Source organism: Nocardiopsis baichengensis YIM 90130, from assembly GCF_000341205.1.
In the GTDB taxonomy this organism is placed as follows: Bacteria; Actinomycetota; Actinomycetes; order Streptosporangiales; family Streptosporangiaceae; genus Nocardiopsis_A; species Nocardiopsis_A halophila.
Map to the genome: position 1 here is coordinate 452,694 of NZ_ANAS01000004.1, position 17,163 is coordinate 469,856.

Below are 17,163 nucleotides of genomic sequence, written 5' to 3' on the forward strand. Positions count from 1 at the left end.
GAACAGGCCTATGAACTCATGGCCGCGCAGCCGATGAGGGCCCGCCAGGCCGCCCATCACGCCCTGCCCCTCGCCTCTCGCCTCGCCCTGTGGGAGGTCCAGTTCGACCGGTTCGCGGAGGACGAGGTCCTGAGGTCCGCATGGGCACCGATCCTGGGACATCGACCTGAGTTGAGGTCAAGGGCTGCGGCCGACGCGGGGAGGCCGGTACAGGGAGGACGGTCCGGGAAGGAGCCGCAGCGGCCGGGCGGCCCCGAGTCACCCCTCGGGACGGTCCTCCAGTAGAGCCTGCGCAACCGCACTGTCCGTCACCAAGGTCGACACCAGGCCGCTCTTGAGCGCCGCACCGATCGCCCTGGCCTTGGCCTCGTCGCCCGCTCCGGCGACGGCGACCACCTCGGGGACCTTGCGCAGCTGCTCGGCCCGGATGCTGATCACCCGCTCGTCCAGATCGCAGTGGACCGGCCGCCCCTCGGCGTCGATCAGCTGCGCCGACACCTCCGCCTGCACCCCCAGGCCGCTGTAGCGCGCGCGGGAGTCCGGGTCCAGGGACTGGAACACCGTGGAGTTGTGCTCGTCCCAGCCGCCGATGGCGACCACCGCCGTGGTGAGCCGGTCGTAGTGGGCGAAGGCCGAGGCGATACCGGGGTCCGCGCGCAGCGTCGCGGCCGTGGCCGCGTCGGGCAGGATCAGCGGGGCATAGACCGGGTAGGCCGGTCCGCCCGACAGCGACGCCGCCCGGCGGACCGTCTCCACCGAGCCGCCGCCGTCGGCGAACTCCGAGAGCACCCCGTTCAGCTGAACGACCGTGCACCGGGGAAGCTCGGCCAGTTCGGCGCCCACCGCCTGCAGCACCCGGCTCCAGGCCAGACCCAGCACCTCGCCGGGGCGCACGATCTCCGGCAGCAGCCGCGCCGCCGCCGCGCCCAGCGCCCTGCGGGTCTCCACCGGGTCCTCGGCGGCCTCCACCACGATCGCCCGGCGCAGCCCGTAGGCCTGCCGGAGCCGCTCCGACAGCTCACCGTCCAGCCGCGCGGGCAGGCGCACCTCGATGCGCACGATCCCCGCGCCGCGGGCCGTGTCCAGGTCCCGGGCCACCTTGAAGCGGCTCAGCCCGAACTCCTCGGCGATCTCCACCTTCGACCGCCCGTCCAGGTAGAACCTGCGCGCGATCGCGGCCAGCCGCACCATCTCCGCGGGGCCGCCCGCGGCGGCCTCCGGCGCCTCACTCCGCCGTTCGCTCATATGCGCAGCAGTGTACTCGATCGAGCGAGACGCATTGACACCGTGTTTCGCTTGGGTTTTCAATACACGAAACATCTGTGATCCAGGACGCTCACATGAGCGTCCCCGGTCACGCCACCCCCGACCCCTGGAGAGACCCCTCGTGCGTGCCGCCATCATCGACGAGCCCGGAACCGTCAGCGTGGGCGAGAGGCCCGACCCCGCCCCCGCCCCCGGCGGGGTGGTGGTCCGCGTCGGCGCCTGCGGGATCTGCGGAACCGACCTGCACATCGCCGACGGCGAGTTCCCGCCCAGCCCCTACCCCCTGGTCCCCGGGCACGAGTTCGCCGGGACCGTCACCGCCGTCGGCGAGGGCGCCCCCGGCGGCCTGCGCCCCGGCGACCGGGTGGCCGTGGACCCGTCCCTGTTCTGCGGCCACTGCACCTACTGCCGCGCCGGCCGCGGCAACCTCTGCGCGAACTGGGGCGCGATCGGCGACACCGTCGACGGCGCCTTCGCCGAGTACGCGTCCGTCCCCGCGGCCAACTGCTACCGCATCCCGGACACGATGACCCTGCGCCAGGGCGCCCTGGTCGAACCGCTCTCCTGCGCGGTGCACGGGCTGCGCCGGATCGGCGCGCAGGTCGGCGAGCGCTTCCTGGTGGTGGGCGCGGGCACGATGGGCCTGCTCCTGCAGCAGCTCCTGCAGCGCTCCGGCGCGCGCGTCACCGTCGTCGACCGCAACACCCGGCGGCTGTCCATCGCCGCCGGCCTGGGCGCGGAGGCGACCGCCGCCGACACCGCCGACCTCGCCGACGAGCGCTTCGACGCCGCGATCGACGTGACGGGCGCTCCCCCGGCCATCGAGGCCGCCTTCTCGGCGCTGCGCCGGGGCGGCCGCCTCCTGGTGTTCGGGGTCGCCGCCGACGACGCGCTGGTGTCGCTGTCGCCGTTCCGCGTCTACAACGACGAGATCACCATCGTCGGCTCCATGGCGGTGCTCAACAGCTTCGGCCCCGCCGTGGACCTGATCGGCTCGGGCGCGATCGAGACCGCCCCGCTGCTCACCGATGCGCTGCCGCTGGAGAAGTTCCCCGAGGCGCTGAGCATGATGCGCTCAGGGGCCGGAGTGAAGATCCAGGTCGTCCCCGACGAGGACGGCGCCCACGGCGACGGCGGCACCGCCTGACCCCCGAAGCGATCGGAAGAGGCAGCACAGTGCACCCCACCCCCTTCGCCCGCGCCGCCGCCCGCGCCTTCGCCGTCGCCGCGGCCGGGCTGCTGCTCACCGGATGCGCCGGCGCCGGGGCCACCGGCTCCGGCGGCGACTCCGTCCGGCTGACCGTCGCCATCGTCTCCAACCCCCAGATGCAGGACGCGATCTCGCTGGAAGAGCGCTTCCGCCGGGAGAACCCGGGGATCGAGGTCGACTTCGTCTCGCTCCCGGAGAACGAGGCCCGCGCCAAGATCACCACCTCGGTGGCGACCGGCGGCGGCGAGTTCGACGCGGTGATGATCAGCAACTACGAGACGGCCCAGTGGGCCGAGTACGGCTGGCTGGAGAACCTGCAGCCCTACATCGACGACTCCCCCGGCTACGACGACGGGGACTTCATCCCCTCGATCCGCGAGGACCTGTCCTACGAGGGCGACATGTACTCGGTGCCCTTCTACGGGGAGTCCTCCTTCCTGGCCTACCGCGAGGACCTCTTCGACCAGGCCGGCGTCGAGATGCCGGAGAACCCCACCTGGGACGAGGTGGCCGAGCTGGCCGCCGAGCTCGACGGCGTGGAGCCCGGCGTCTCCGGGATCTGCATGCGCGGCCTGGCCGGCTGGGGCGAGATGCTCAGCCCGTTCAACAGCATGCTCCACACCTTCGGCGGGCGCTGGTACGACCAGGACTGGAACGCCGAGCTGGACTCGCCCGAGTTCCGCCGCACCGCCGAGTTCTACGTGGACCTCACCCGCGAGCACGGCCAGACCGGGGCGGCCAACAGCGGATTCGGCGACTGCCTGAACCGCTACGCCCAGGGGCGGGCGGCGATGTTCTACGACTCCACCTCCATGGTGAGCACCATCGAGGACGACAGCGCCGGGACGGTGGCCGGGCTCAACGGCTACGCCCCCGCGCCGGTGTCCGAGTCCGACTACGGCGGCTGGCTCTACACCTGGTCGCTGGGGATCCCCTCCACCTCCGAGCACAAGGAGGAGGCCTGGGCGTTCCTGGAGTGGATGACCGACAAGGACTACATCCGCCTGGTCGCCGAGGAGTACGGCTGGCAGCGGGTCCCGCCCGGCAACCGGCTCTCGACCTTCGCCGAGCCCGAGTACCAGGAGGCCGCCGGCGCCTACGCCGACCCCATGCTGGAGGGCATCGAGCAGGCCGACCCCGCCGAACCGACGACACGGCCGGTCCCCTACCACGGCATCGGGTTCCTCGCCATCCCCGAGTTCCAGGACCTGGGCACCCGGGTCAGCCAGCAGCTCAGCGCCGCCATCGCCGGGCAGGTCACCGTCGAGGAGGCGCTCGCCCAGAGCCAGCGCTACGCCGAGGACGTCGGCGACACCTACAAGGAGGACGAACGATGAGCGCTGCGACCGCGCCCGCGCCGGAGGCGCCCGCGGCGCCGGCGCGGCGGACGGGACCGGACCGGCCCCCGCGCGCCAACGGGTGGGCCCGGCGCGCCCCGCTCCTGCCCGCACTGGTGTTCCTGCTGGTCACCACCCAGCTTCCGTTCCTGGCCACGATCGTCTACTCGCTCCGGTCATGGAACCTGCTGCGCCCGGACTCCCAGGCGTGGGTGGGCCTGGCCAACTACGCGGGGGTGTTCACCGACCGCCAGTTCCTCGGGGCCGCGGCCAACACGGTGCTGATCACCGCCTCGTGCGTGGTGGTGGCGATGCTCCTGGGGATCGGCCTAGCGCTGCTGCTGGACCGGCCGTTCCGGGGGCGCGGGGTGGTGCGCACCCTGGTCATCACCCCGTTCCTGGTGCTGCCGGTGGCCACCGCGCTGCTGTGGAAGCACATCATGTTCGAGCCGGTGTTCGGGCTGGTCAACTTCGTGCTGGCGCCGTTCGGGGCGGGCGGGACCGACTGGGCCTCGCAGTCGCCGGTGTTCTCGGTGGTGGTCGCCCTGGTGTGGCAGTGGACGCCGTTCATGGCCCTGCTGGTCCTGGCGGGCCTGCAGAGCCAGGGCAAGGACGTGATCGAGGCGGGCCAGGTCGACGGCGCGTCCCGGTGGCAGATGTTCGTCTGGGTCACCCTGCCGCACCTGCGCCGCTACATCGAGCTGGGTGTGCTCCTGGGGTCCATCTACGTGGTCAACACCTTCGACACGATCTACATGATGACCCAGGGCGGTCCGGGGACCGCCAGCTCCAACCTGCCCTTCTACATCTACCAGCGGACCTTCCTCGGGTTCGACATCGGCCAGTCGGCGGCCATGGGCGTCGTGGTGGTGGTCGGCACCATCATCGTGGCCACCCTCGCGCTGCGGCTGATCTTCCGCACCTTCATGAACGCACAGGAGGCGAGAACGTGACCGCCGTGAGCCCCCCGCGTCCGGCACGACGCGCCCGCGCGAGCGCGCGCGGCACCGCCCTGACCGCGGCCACCTGGGTGATCGCGCTGGTGTTCGTCTCGCCGGTGCTGTGGCTGGTGCTGACCGCCTTCAAGGAGGAGAACCAGGCGGCGACCGATCCGCCGACGCTGTTCTTCCAGCCGACGCTGGACCGCTTCTCGGCGGTCCTGGACGCCGACTTCCTGCCGTACGTGGGCAACTCCCTGATCGCGACGCTGGCCTCGACCCTGCTGGTGCTGGTGCTGGGCCTGCCCGCCGCCTACGCGCTGTCGGTCGCCCCGGTGAAGCGCACCCAGGACGTGCTGTTCTTCTTCATCTCCACGAAGATGCTGCCGGTGGTGGCCGTCGTGGTGCCCATCTACGTGGCCGCCTCGCACCTGTCCATGCTGGACAACGTGTGGACGCTGGTGGTGCTCTATACGGCGATGAACCTGCCCATCGCGGTGTGGATGCTGCGGTCCTTCTTCCTGGAGGTGCCCGGGGCGATCGTGGAGGCCGCACGGGTCGAGGGCGCGGGCCTGCCGCGGATCCTGTGGTCGGTGATGCTGCCGGTGATGGCGCCCGGCATCGCGGCGACCGCACTGATCTGCACGATCTTCGCCTGGAACGAGTTCTTCTTCGCGGTCAACCTCACCGCCGCCCAGGCCGCCACCGTCCCGGTGTTCCTGACCGGCTTCATCACCAGTGAGGGGCTGTTCGTGGCGCAGCTGTCCGCGGCCGCCGTGATGGCCTCGCTGCCGATCGTGGTGGTGGGCTGGACCGCCCAGCGGCAGCTGGTGCGCGGCCTGTCCATGGGCGCGGTGAAATGACGGGCGGGGGCCGCGGCGCCCCGCCCGCGGCGGCCCCGCCATGATGGGGGACCGTCGGATAGTCCCGGTCCCGGTGCCGCGGCGAGCGCCGCGGCACCGGGACCTCCGAACGTCGGGAGACACATGATCATCGTCTGCGGCGAAGCGCTCGTGGACCTCATCCCCGGGGAGTCCGCCGGCGACTGGAGGGCGCTGCCGGGCGGCGGCGCCGCCAACGCCGCCATCGCGCTGAACCGGCTGGGGGCGCCCGCGCCCCTGCTCTGCCGCCTGTCCGGGGACCATTTCGGCCGGATGCTCCGCGCCCACCTGGAGGGGAACGGGGTGGACCTGCGCTGGGCGGTGGACGCCCCCGAGCAGACCACCCTGGCCTTCGTCGCGGTCGACGGGGCGGGCTCGGCCGAGTACACCTTCTACGCCCAGGGCACCGCGGACTGGCAGTGGTCGCCCGAGGAACTGCCCTCCGCCACCGGCGGTTCGTGCGTGCACGTGGGGACCCTGGCCACGGTGCTGGAGCCGGGGGCCTCGGTGCTGCGGTCGTGGCTCAGGGCGCGGCGCGGGGACACCGTGGTCTCCTACGACGTCAACGTCCGCGCCGTCGCCTGCCCGGACATGGACGCCTACCGGGACAACGCGCGCGCGTGGTGCGATGTGGCGCACGTGCTCAAGGCCAGCGCCGACGACCTGGCGCTGCTCTTCCCCGAGCAGTCCCCGGTGGAGGCGGCCCAGGCCCTGGTGGAGGAGCACGGCCTGCGCCTGGCGCTGGTCACCCTGGGCGGCGAGGGGGCCGTGGCGGTGACGCCCGGGCACGAGCCGATCCGGGCCTCCGCGCCGCCGGTGGAGGTGGTCGACACCGTGGGAGCGGGCGACGCCTTCATCGGCGCCTACCTGTCCGAGCTGGAGCGCCGCGGATTCCTGGCGAGTCCGGCGGCCCTGGAAGGGCTCGGGCCCGAGGAGGCCGCCGAGACGCTGGGGTTCGCCGCGAACGCGGCCGCCCTGGCGTGCACGCGCGCCGGTTCCTCCCCGCCCACGCGGGACGAGGTGGACACCGCGTTCGGCAAGGCGGTCTCCTGAAGTGCGGGCCTCGCTGGCCGCACCCGGGGAACGCTCCGCCCCTTGCACCTCGGAGCGCTTCCCGGGCCGAAGGAGCGCACCCCGTCCCCTGAGGGAGATCCCATGGCACTCATAGCGGGCGTCGACAGTTCGACGCAGGCCACCAAGATCGTCGTGCGGCGCGCCGAGGACGGCGCACTCGTGCGCACGGGCCGCGCCCCGCACCCCGACGGCACCGAGGTCGACCCCGAGGCCTGGTGGCGCGCCTTCCAGGAGGCCGCGTCCGGCGGGCTGCTGGAGGGCGTCGAGGCGATCGCGGTCGCCGCCCAGCAGCACGGCCTGGTGGCCCTGGACGAGCAGGACCGGGTGGTGCGCCCGGCCCTGCTGTGGAACGACACCCGTGCCGCGGGCGCCGCCGCCGACCTGGTCGCCGAGCTGGGCGGCCCCAAGGCGTGGGCGGACGCGGTGGGCAGCGTCCCGGTGTCCAGCTTCACGGTGGCCAAGCTGCGCTGGCTGGCCGAGCAGGAGCCGGAGAACGCCTCCCGGGCCGTGCGGGCCGTCCTGCCGCACGACTGGCTGACGCGGCGCATCACCGGCGCGCAGGAGGCCGTGACCGACCGCGGCGACGCGTCGGGGACCGGCTACTTCTCGCCGGGCGAGGGCGCCTACCGCGACGACCTGGTGCGCCTGGCGTTCGGCCGGGAGCTGCTGCTGCCCCGCGTCGCCGGCCCCGGTGAAGCGCTGGAGTGCGCCCCCGCCCCGGGGCGGGAGGCGCTGCGGGCGGCCGGCGTGGGCACCGGGGACAACATGGGCGCGGCCCTGGGGCTGGGGCTGCGCCCGGGCGACGTTGCGGTGTCGGTGGGCACCTCGGGCACCGCCTTCGCCTCGGTGCCGCGGCCCACCGCCGACGAGCGCGGGCTGGTGTCCGGGTTCGCCGACGCCGCCGGGGGCTTCCTGCCCCTGGTGTGCACGCTCAACGCGGCGCGCGTGCTGGAGGCCGGGGCGACGGCCCTGCAGGTCGGCCGCGAGGAGTTCGACCGGCTGGTCCTCTCGGCCGGGCCGGGGGCCGAAGGGCTGGTGCTGCTGCCCTACCTGGAGGGCGAGCGCACGCCGAACCTTCCGGAGGCCGCCGGGCGGCTGGACGGCATCACCGGTGCGAACCTGCGCCCGGCCAACATCGCGCGGGCGTTCGTGGAGGGCATGCTGTGCGGCCTGGCCGACGCCGTGGACGCGCTGGCCGACAACGGCGTCCCGGTGGAGCGGGTGCTGCTCATCGGCGGCGGCGCGCGCTCTGAGGCCGTGAAGACGCTGGCGCCCCAGGTGTTCGGGCGCCCCGTGCTGGTGCCCGAGGACAGCGAGTACGTCGCCGACGGCGCCGCGCGGCAGGCGGCGTGGGCCCTGCTCGGCGGCGCCGAGCCCCCTGAGTGGGGCACGGGTGCACAGACCGAGGAGTGGACCGGTGAGGCCGCCCCGGAGGTCAGGGAGCGCTACGCCGAGGTACGTGCGCACCTGCAGGCCCAGAACCCGTGATCACGGGTGGCGTGCGCGGCTCGGGCGGTGTGGTCCGGGCCCGCTGAGGACGCGGGGGGCCGGGCAAAAGACCGGCCCCCTGCGCATTCGCTCGCCATCCGGTCGGCGATGCTGCGGGAGCAGCACCTGTCTTCGCCCCTAGGGTCGAAACGCATGGGAGGTCACGCCATGCCTGTGGGTCCCTCGGGCGGCGCCTCAGGGGGCGCCTCAGGGGGCGGTGCCTGTTCCGCTTCGACTCCTACCGGCTCGCGCGACCCCAGGTCGATGCGGAACGGCGGATAGGTGTCGGTCATGAGGAAGGCGTAGGCCGCGACGCGGAACCACCAGCGGGCGATGCCCATCAGGAAGTCGAACAGCCCCCGCGGGTAGCGTGCCGTGAACAGCAGCGCGACCGCCACGATCAGCACCAGCACCGGCACCAGGCCGATGCCGACCGCCATCGCGTCCGAGGCGGCCGTGTCCGCGGACTCCTCTGTCATGAAGCCCTTGTCGAAGCCGTTGCCAACGGCGAACGCCAGCCCGCTGAAGAAGACCGTGAGGACCAGGTAGTGGGGGAGGGCGAGCAGCCACCACTTGACCAGGACCAGCCCCCGGGAGAGCTCTCCGGGCTCGGCGATGTCCAGGCGCGCAGGGTAGTCGGGGGCCGGCCCGAGGGTGAAGGGCGGGTACCGGTCGGTGCCGAGCACGTTGTAGCCGTAGAAGTCCACGCGCCACGACCACCGCAACACCCCGAGGTTGAAGCGGTAGATCCAGCCCGGGTAGCGCGCGGTGATCAGGATCGCGACGAACGCCACGATCGTGAGCACCAGGAAGGCCAGCCACAGGAAGAACAGGATGATGTAGTGCGGTATCGCCAGGAGCCACTTGACCAGCCACATCCAGCGGCTCGGGTTGTCCAGGTCGCCTTCGACCCGGACCGGGGTGGTCGACATCTCGATGCCCTCCAGACACAGGGGATGGTCCTGCGTAAGGCCATGTGATCGGCCGTCCCCCCGGGATGACGGCGGTCGGTTGCAGCGGTCTCCAGTGGACCGCGCACGAACGCCACCCGATTAGGGGTGAACCGCCCTCGATCCGGGGACCTTCGGGCACTCCGTCCGCACCACCGCAGAGCCGTTGAGAAGGGCGAGGGTGACGAGGCGATCGTGGATGCCTCGTTCACCGAGAGGTTCCTCGACTATGCGGCGGAGGACGCGGTGCTCTGAGCCTCTGTCCCTCTGATCGGGTCGGACGCGCGGCCGGAGGGGCCTCAGGCGACCGCGATCAGGCCGGCGAGGGTCAGTGTCGCGATGAACGTGCTCGCGGCGGCTCCCAGTGCCAGGGGGCGGGCTCCGCTCTTCGCCAGGGTCGGGAGGTGCACCCCGGTCCCCATCGCGAACAGGCCCGCCGAGAGCAGTACCGTCTGCAGCGCTTCCCCGAGGGCCAGCGCCTCCTCCGGGAGCAGGCCGCTGCCGCCGACCGCCGCCGCCACGAGGAAGCCGACGACGAAGAGCGGGACCAGCGGCGGACGGTGACCGCTCCCCCGCTCAGGGGGACCGGTCGCCGTGCGCCTCCGCCAGGCCCCGAGGGCGACCATCAGCGGCGCCAGGAGCACGACCCGGGTCAGTTTCACCACCACCGCGACGGCCAGCGCCGTTCCTCCCACCGCGCCCGCTGCCGCCGCCACCTGGCCGACCTCGTGGACGCTCGCGCCAATCCACATCCCCGTCAGGTCGGGGCCCAGCCCGAACGCCGCCCCGAGGGCGGGCAGCACCGGAATCGCGATGGTCCCGAACACGGTCACCAGTCCGACCGCGGTCGCCACGTCATCGTCGTCGCCGCCCACGGCATCGTTGGCCGCGGCCACGGCCGACGCCCCGCACACCGACACCCCGGCGGCGATGAGCATCCTGCGCTCAGGCCCGATCCCCATCACGCGCCCGAGGGCCACGGTCGCGACGAAGGTCGCCACGAGCCCGCCGGCCACCACCAGCAGGACGGGCCCGCCCAGTGCCAGCACGGACGGCAGCGACAGGCCCAGCCCCAGGAGCACGATCCCCGCCCGCATCGGCGTCTTCACCGCCGCCTTCAGGCCGGGCCGTGCCCGGTCGGGGACGAGGCCCGTGTTGGCCAGCACCGCCCCCAGGATCAGTGCGGCGACCAGGGCACCGACGTCCGGGACGAACGCGTGCAGCACCAGCGCGGCCGCCACTCCGGCCGCGGTCAGCGCGGCCCCGGGAAGCAAGCGGACGTAGCGCTCCGGGATTCGGGGCACCTGAGGGGAAGGGGACTTTCTGAGCATGCCCCCACCGTCCCGCCGCCCGCCGCCTCCCGGTAGCCGCCGAATCCGCGGGAGGACATGCAGTCACTGCATGAATCCTCCCTCCACCGGGCGGGTGGCCTACAGTGACCGCATGACCAACGGCCACCCGCGCAACGGCGCGCCGGGGGCGGGAGCAGGGGCCCACCGCACGTGGCCCGACCTCGCCAGCATCGAACTGTTCCTGCTGGTCGTGGAGGAGGGCAGCATCGGCCGGGCCGCCGCCCGCGCCGGGCTCACCCAGGCCTCCGCCGGACGGCGGCTGGACACCCTCGAACGCGAGCTGGGCGTCCCCCTCCTGCTGCGCACCACCGGCGGCTCCCGGCCCACCCCGCAGGGGCGCACCGTCGCCGACTGGTCCCAGGCCGTCCTGGACGCCGCCCGCGACCTGACCGGCGGCGTCGCGGCGCTGCGCCGGGACCGCAGGGCCACGCTGCGCCTTGCGGCCAGCATGACCGTGGCCGAGTACCTGGTCCCGGGGTGGCTGGCGCGCCTGCGCGAACGGGCGCCGGAGGTGGCGGTCGCGCTCGAGGTGCTCAACTCCGAGGAGGTCGCCCAGCGGGTGCGCGACGGCGACGCCGACCTGGGCTTCGTGGAGTCCTTGGACGCCCCGCACGGGCTCGACCGGCGCCTGGTGCGCCGGGACCGCCTGGTCGCCGTCGTCGCGCCGGGGCACCCGTGGGCCGCGCGGAGCCGCCCCCTGCCCGCCCGCACCCTGGCCGGGACGGCCCTGGTCACCCGCGAGCGCGGGTCCGGGACGCGCACGACCCTGGAACAGGCGCTGCGCTCGGCGCTCGGCGCCGACCCGGAACCCCCGGCACTGGAGCTGCCCTCGAACGCGGCGGTGAAGGTGGCGGTCCAGAGCGGGGCGGCGCCGGCCGTGCTCAGCGAACTCGCCGTCGCCGCCGAACTGGCCGACGGCCGCCTGCGGGAAGTCCCGGTCGGCGGCGTCGACCTGCACCGCCCGCTGCGTGCCGTGCGCCGCCCGCACACCCGGCCGGTTCCCCCGGCCGACCTCCTCGTCGAGATCTCCGCCGAAGGGGAGTGACGGGCTGCGGCCCGCCGCCCCTCAGCCCGTGGGCGCACAAGGCCGAGGGGCGCCGAGGGGTTCGGGCACGGCTCCCTCTGCCTCCGGCAGAGGGGGACCGCGCCCGAACCCCGGGCCTACTGAGGGCTCCTCACTCCCCGGCCCGGCGGAGGACCGCCCGCGCCTGGCCCAGCAGGGGCGCGTCGATCATGCGTCCCTCGTACCGGAACACCCCCGAAGGGTTCTCCTCGGCCGCCTTGAGGACGCCGCGCGCCCAGCGCACCTCCTCCTCGGGCGGGCGGAAGGCCTCCCGGATGGGCTCGGCGTGGCCGGGGTGGATGCACATCTTGGCCCTGAAACCGGTCTCGGCCGCCTCGCGCGCCTCCGAGGCCAGCCCGTCCAGGTCCGCGATGTCCAGGTACACCGTGTCGACCGCGGGCTTGCCGTGCGCCGCCGCGGCGATCAGGACCGAGGAGCGCGCGTGCACCACCACGTCGTGCATGCCCCCGGTTGAACGGCGGCTCGACGCCCCGCCGAGGTCGGCCATCAGGTCCTCGCCTCCCCAGGTGAGCGCGGCGCACCCGGGCTCTGCGGCGATTGCGGGGGCGGCCAGGACGCCTGCGGCCGACTCGCACAGCGCGATCACCCGGGCCGGCTCCAGCGCGCGCACGGGCCCCGCCCCCTCGGCCTTGGGCAGCATCACGAACCGCACGCCCAGTTCCCGCACCGCGCGCGCGTCCTGCTCCCACCACGGACTGCCGAAGGGGTTGACGCGGACGATGGTCCGTTCCGGGTCCAGCTGCGGCCAGGCCTGGGACAGCTGCTCCCGCGCGCCGTCCTTGGCGTCGGGGGCGACGCTGTCCTCAAGGTCGATGATGACCGCGTCGGCGCGGGCCGCGGCCTTGGCATAGCGGTCGGGCCGGTCACCCGGGCAGAACAGCAGCGCCGGGCCGGGGATGTCGGGACCGCCGGTCATCGCTCCCCCTCCGGCTTGCACAGCATCAGGGCGCTGCGCTGAGCGCGCGCGACGAGTTCGCCGTCCTGGTTCAGGGCGCGGTGCTCGAACTTCACGACGCCGTTGCCCGGGCGGGAGGAGGAGAGCCGCTTCTCCAGCACCGTCGTCTCGGCGTAGAGCGTGTCCCCGTGGAAGACGGGGCGGGGGAAGGCGATCTCCCCGAAGCCCAGGTTGGCCACGGTGGTGGCCTGGGTCAGCTGGGCCACGCTCAGCCCCACCAGTGTGGAGAGGGTGAACAGGCTGTTCACCAGCGGACGCCCGAACTCGGTGGACGCGCTGAAGTGGGCGTCCAGGTGCAGGCTCTGCGGGTTCATGGTGAGGGTGCTGAAGAAGGTGTTGTCCGCCTCGGTGACGGTGCGTCCGGGCCGGTGCTCGTAGACCGCGCCCTCCTTAAGCTCCTCGTAGTACAGGCCGCGCTGCACGATCCGCTCAGGGGTCGCCTCCGGACCGCGTTCCTCCACGTCGCCTCCTCGTCGAGCCGTTCCGGGCGGGGTGTGCCCGTGATCACTTCGCCATGCTTGCACACCGCCTCCGCGCCGCCCGGCCCGGGAGCTCCCCTCTGAGGGACGTGTGTCCGTGTCGCGAATTTTCGGCGGAGCACGGCATGCGTGCGCCTTCTGAGAGGAATAGAGTCCGATCCGACGCTTCACCCCGACGCCCACCCCCTACGCGCACGAGCCGTGCCCGCGCCGCGCGCTAGATCGGACCGACGATGACCGAGCCGACGATCGACGACCGCGTCCCCCACTCCGCCCGGGTGTGGAACTACTGGTTGGGCGGCAAGGACAACTACGCCGTCGACCGCGAGGTCGGCGAAAGGCTCAAGGAGATCGTGCCCGAGGGCGTGGTGAGCGCACGCGCGGACCGGCAGTTCCTGGCGCGCTCGGTCCGCCACGCCGTGCTCGACGGCGGCATCCGCCAGTTCCTCGACGTCGGCACCGGGCTGCCCACGGCCGACAACACGCACGAGGTCGCGCAGGCCGCCGCGCCGGAGTGCCGGGTGGTCTACGTCGACAACGACCCGCTGGTCCTGGTCCACGCCCAGGCGCTGCTGGTCGGAACGCCCGAGGGCGCCACCGACTACATCCACGCCGACGTGCACGACCCCGAGGCGATCCTGGCGCAGGCGTCCCGCACCCTCGACACGGGGGCGCCCGCGGCCGTCGTCCTGTCGAGCGTGCTGAACTACGTGGTCTCCCAGGAGGAGGCCCGCGCCATCGTCTCCGCGCTGATGGGCGCCTTCCCCTCGGGGAGCCTCCTGATCGTCGGGCACCCCACGGCCGACGTCGTCCCCGAGCGCATGGAGGAGCTGCTCCGGGTCTGGAACGAGGCCAACCCCCACCCCATGCGGACGCGCAGCAAGGGCGAGATCGAAGAGCTCTACGAGGGGCTGGAGCTTCTGGAGCCGGGCGTCGTCTTCGCTCCCGACTGGCGGCCCGACGCCGGCACGCTCTTCGCCGGCCGCGCCATTCCGCACCTGGTGGCCGTCGGCCGCAAGCCCTGAGCCAGGGCCGCGGCGCCAGGGCCCCGGCCCCGGGGAGCGCGAGGGCGCTGCGGCGCCCAAGGCGCCCAAAGCGCCCTGTGGGACGCGGTCTCCGTATCCGGACCGCGGTCCCATCGGTGTCCCACCGCACTCCGCCGTCGGCAGAGCACGTATCCGTATGGGTAAGACGGCGGACCGGTCGTCCGTAGGGCGGCCGGTGGACTTCCGTGCACCCAACCGGCCCCGAGTGCGCACGTTCTCACCGCTCAGGGCCCCAGAATTGATCGTGCGGCCGGAGGTCCTGGAATCCGGGCCGCACCGAGGGGATCCCCTGGGGGAGCAGTGTGCGGACGTCGCTTGAGGGGGAGCGGCGTCGCCGCTCCTCCAGGGACCACTCTCCCGCCGTGCCCGCCTCGTGTCCAGCCCGCGCCGTCCGTCCGCGCGGGGGACCGGCGGCACGGCGGTCCCATGTCCGCACCGTTCTCCCCGCCTCGGCCGACGCGGCCGACGGCGCGCGGGCGCCGCCCGCGGCGCTCACGGCCCCTGACCACGCCCTCATCGGAGGGCCGTCACTCGGGGGCGGGCTCGGCCAGCCGCTGCCCCACCAGCACCCGGGAGGACACGCCGAGCTTGGCCAGGATGTTCTCGACGTGGGTGTCCACGGTCCGCTTCGAGATGATCAGGCGCTCGGCGATCGCGCGGTTCGACAGCCCTTCGGCGATCAGGCCGGCGACCTCGCGCTCACGGACGGTCAGCGCGGCCCGGCCCGGAGGCGGGTCCCGGCGCCCGGGCGTCAGGGTGTCCGCCCCGGCGACCGCCGCATCGGCGACCTCGTCCAGGGGGTGCTCCGCCCCCTCGGCGAACAGCTCGGCGAAGTGCCCCTCCCCCAGGCCGGCGCAGAGCGCCCGCACCGCCTCCTGGTGGAACGCCTCCATGATCGCGGTGCCGCCCAGCCGCTCCCCCGCCCGCTCCCACAGGGGGTCGGCCGCGCCCAGGAGCCAGGCCGCGCGCTCGAGGCGCTCCTGCCCCAGCGCGCCCAGGGCGCTGACCTCCAGGGAGTAGGCCAGGCCGACGAAGTCGCCGAGCTCACGCTTCATCCTGATGGCGGGGCCCGCGGCGGCCTCGGCGCCGTCGGTGTCGCCCTTGAAGGTCAGGGCGGCGCTGGTGATGACCAGAATGTAGGAGCGCAGCCACATCTCGGTGTCCAGCCCCTCCAGGCGCGCCAGCCCCTCGGCGCCCACCGCCACCGCCTCGTCCAGCCGGCCCGCCAGCAGGTGGAGGTAGGCCTGCTGGGCCAGGAGGGACACCTCGGTCGTGAAGTCGCCCGCGGCCTTCGCCGCGGCCAGGCAGGCGTCGTACTCGGGAACGGCGTCGTCGTGCCGTCCGGCGAACACCAGCGCGAGGTGGCGGTACAGGTGGATGCGCCCCCTCAAGCGCTCGTCCGGGCCCTCCGGCAGGTCCGTCGCCTGGTCCAGGTCGGCCAGGGCCTCATCGAGTTCGCCGCGGAAGGTCCCCAGGTAGGCCCGGACCCCCATGGGCCACACGCGCTCAGGGGCGTGCTCGGGCAGCGCCTCCACGGCCTTGGACAGCCAGTACCTGCCCTCCTTGAGGCGGCCGGAGATCTGCCAGTAGCCCCACAGGGACGCGGCCAGGTGCGCCGCGCGCGTCTCCCACCCCGCCGTGCCGAAGGCGTACTCCAGGGCGACCCGGATGTCGGCGTGCTCGGCGGCGAGCGCGCGAAAGCTCCCGAGCTGCTCTTCGGTGAAGCGCCGGTCGAGGCGGTCGGCCAAGCGCCGGCAGCGCTCGATGTGGCGACCGCGGAGCTCCCGCTCCTCCCCCGCCTCGGCCAGCCGCTCGGCCCCGTACTCGCGCAGCGTGTCCAGCTGCCGGTAGCGGTCGCCGCCCTGGTCGGCGCGCAGCACCACGGACTTGTCGACGAGGCCGATCAGGGCCTCCAGCACCTCGGCCCGGTCGAGCCCGTCGCCGGCGCACACCTCTTCGGCGGCCTCGGCGTCGAATCCCCCCGCGAAGACGGACAGCCGGCGCCAGAGCACCCGCTCCTGGGGCGTGCACAGGTCGTGGCTCCACTCGATGCCGGTGCGCAGCGTCTGGTGGCGGGACAGCGCCGCCCGGGAGCCGCCGGTCAGCAGCTGGAAGCGGTCTTCGAGCCGCTCCACCAGGCGCTGCAGCGGCAGGGCGCGCAGCCGCACGGTGGCCAGTTCGATGGCGAGCGGGATGCCGTCCAGGCGGCGGCACAGGCGCACCGCGTCGCGGCGGCCGGTCTCGTCCAGGGCGAAGCCGGGCACGACCGCGGCGGCCCGCCGCTCGAACAGCTCCACGGCGCTGTGCCGGAGGGCGTCGGCGTCGTCCGGGTCGGGCACCGGCATCGGCGGGACGGGGTGGCTGAACTCGCCGAGGACGTTGAGGGCGTGCCGGGAGGTCGCCAGGACCGTCACCCCGGGGCACTCCCGCAGCACGACCTCGGTGAGCATGGCGCAGGCGTCGCTCAGGTGCTCGCAGGTGTCCAGGACCAGGAGCAGGTCGCGTCCGCGCAGGTACTCCAGGAGCACGTCCAGCTGGCAGCGGGCGTCCTGCTCGGCGAGGCCGAGCGTGGAGGCGACGGTGTGCGCGATCAGCTCGGGGTCGCGCAGTCCGGACAGCTCGACGAAGCGCGCGCCGTCGGCGTAGCGCGGTGCCACGCGCTCGGCCACGTGCAGCGCGATCCGGGTCTTGCCGACGCCGCCGGGGCCCAGCACGGTGACCAGCCGCCCCTGGCCGAGGAGGTCGGTGACCCGGGCCACCTCCTCCTCCCTGCCGACGAACCCGGTCAGCTGCCGGGGGAGCGCCCCCGCCGTCCGCTGGATCATGATGCAGGTCCTCGCCCGTCCACCGTGACGCCGTATTCCGCCTCAGTGCGCACTGTACCGACACGAGGCGCTGCGTATACGGCGATTCCCTGAATCGCCCCCGGACGCGGAGGCACCCCCGCCTCACCGGCCGCCGGCCGCCGCACCGGCACCGGCAGGGGGCCGTGCGCGCCCTGCGCCGGGGACCCTGCCGCGGGCCCCGGCCGCGCCCAGGAAGGCCGGGGAGGGCGGATCGGCCGCCGACCCGCCCGGCACGACCAGGCGTTCGGGAGAACCCG

General features: G+C 73.8%; 14 protein-coding genes. 8 read left to right on the forward strand and 6 right to left on the reverse strand.

Translation table 11 applies throughout. The features are described from left to right. Positions 1-258: 258 nt before the first annotated feature. Positions 259-1,191 carry a sugar-binding transcriptional regulator gene (locus C892_RS0103355; protein ID WP_193374737.1) on the reverse strand — a complete coding sequence of 311 codons (933 nt, stop codon included), beginning with the start codon at positions 1,189-1,191 and terminating at the stop codon, positions 259-261. 196 nt (positions 1,192-1,387) lie between these two features. Here C892_RS0103355 and C892_RS0103360 point away from each other — a divergent pair, with 196 nt between their 5' ends. The 6 genes from C892_RS0103360 to C892_RS0103385 all read left to right on the forward strand — a co-directional run bounded on the left by C892_RS0103360 (position 1,388) and on the right by C892_RS0103385 (position 8,194). Beyond that, positions 1,388-2,413 (forward strand): zinc-dependent alcohol dehydrogenase family protein, encoded by a 1,026-nt coding sequence (locus tag C892_RS0103360; protein ID WP_017556061.1) that lies wholly within the window; start codon positions 1,388-1,390, stop codon positions 2,411-2,413. Between the two features lie 29 nt (positions 2,414-2,442). Beyond that, entirely contained in the window at positions 2,443-3,813 is a 1,371-nt protein-coding gene (locus tag C892_RS0103365) for an ABC transporter substrate-binding protein (RefSeq protein WP_017556062.1), read from the forward strand. Further along, a complete protein-coding gene (locus C892_RS0103370; RefSeq protein WP_017556063.1) occupies positions 3,810-4,766 on the forward strand; it encodes a carbohydrate ABC transporter permease in 957 nt (318 codons plus the stop codon). Before C892_RS0103365 ends, C892_RS0103370 begins: the two co-directional genes overlap by 4 nt. Further along, positions 4,763-5,614: a carbohydrate ABC transporter permease gene (locus tag C892_RS0103375; protein WP_017537912.1), complete on the forward strand. Its 852-nt coding sequence runs from the start codon at positions 4,763-4,765 to the stop codon at positions 5,612-5,614. The genes C892_RS0103370 and C892_RS0103375 overlap by 4 nt, the downstream gene beginning before the upstream one ends. A gap of 123 nt (positions 5,615-5,737) precedes the next feature. Next, positions 5,738-6,685, forward strand: a complete 948-nt coding sequence (locus C892_RS0103380; protein ID WP_017556064.1) for a PfkB family carbohydrate kinase — start codon at positions 5,738-5,740, stop codon at positions 6,683-6,685. A gap of 102 nt (positions 6,686-6,787) precedes the next feature. Then, entirely contained in the window at positions 6,788-8,194 is a 1,407-nt protein-coding gene (locus C892_RS0103385) for a xylulokinase (protein ID WP_017556065.1), read from the forward strand. 161 nt (positions 8,195-8,355) lie between these two features. Here C892_RS0103385 and C892_RS0103390 read toward each other — a convergent pair whose 3' ends face one another. Together C892_RS0103390 and C892_RS0103400 are read right to left on the reverse strand one after the other, a co-directional pair. Next, positions 8,356-9,126 carry a DUF4389 domain-containing protein gene (locus tag C892_RS0103390; RefSeq protein ID WP_017556066.1) on the reverse strand — a complete coding sequence of 257 codons (771 nt, stop codon included), beginning with the start codon at positions 9,124-9,126 and terminating at the stop codon, positions 8,356-8,358. Between the two features lie 317 nt (positions 9,127-9,443). Further along, entirely contained in the window at positions 9,444-10,448 is a 1,005-nt protein-coding gene (locus C892_RS0103400) for a YeiH family protein (RefSeq protein ID WP_026124115.1), read from the reverse strand. A gap of 139 nt (positions 10,449-10,587) precedes the next feature. On the opposite strand from C892_RS0103400, the gene C892_RS0103405 reads away from it, so the two are divergent. Next, the gene (locus C892_RS0103405; protein ID WP_040685259.1) at positions 10,588-11,541 is read left to right on the forward strand and encodes a LysR family transcriptional regulator; all 954 of its coding nucleotides are present in this window, start codon (positions 10,588-10,590) and stop codon (positions 11,539-11,541) included. Positions 11,542-11,671: 130 nt separating this feature from the next. On the opposite strand, the gene C892_RS0103410 is transcribed toward C892_RS0103405, so the two are convergent. Next, entirely contained in the window at positions 11,672-12,496 is an 825-nt protein-coding gene (locus C892_RS0103410; RefSeq protein WP_017556070.1) for an HpcH/HpaI aldolase/citrate lyase family protein, read from the reverse strand. Continuing rightward, positions 12,493-12,996: a MaoC family dehydratase gene (locus C892_RS0103415; RefSeq protein ID WP_017556071.1), complete on the reverse strand. Its 504-nt coding sequence runs from the start codon at positions 12,994-12,996 to the stop codon at positions 12,493-12,495. The genes C892_RS0103410 and C892_RS0103415 overlap by 4 nt, the downstream gene beginning before the upstream one ends. Positions 12,997-13,247: 251 nt before the next feature. Between C892_RS0103415 and C892_RS0103420 the strand changes: the two genes are divergently transcribed. Continuing rightward, positions 13,248-14,039 (forward strand): SAM-dependent methyltransferase, encoded by a 792-nt coding sequence (locus tag C892_RS0103420; protein ID WP_017556072.1) that lies wholly within the window; start codon positions 13,248-13,250, stop codon positions 14,037-14,039. Positions 14,040-14,587: 548 nt separating this feature from the next. Here C892_RS0103420 and C892_RS0103425 read toward each other — a convergent pair. Beyond that, positions 14,588-16,885 carry a LuxR C-terminal-related transcriptional regulator gene (locus C892_RS0103425; RefSeq protein WP_017556073.1) on the reverse strand — a complete coding sequence of 766 codons (2,298 nt, stop codon included), beginning with the start codon at positions 16,883-16,885 and terminating at the stop codon, positions 14,588-14,590. Between the last annotated feature and the right edge of the window lie 278 nt (positions 16,886-17,163).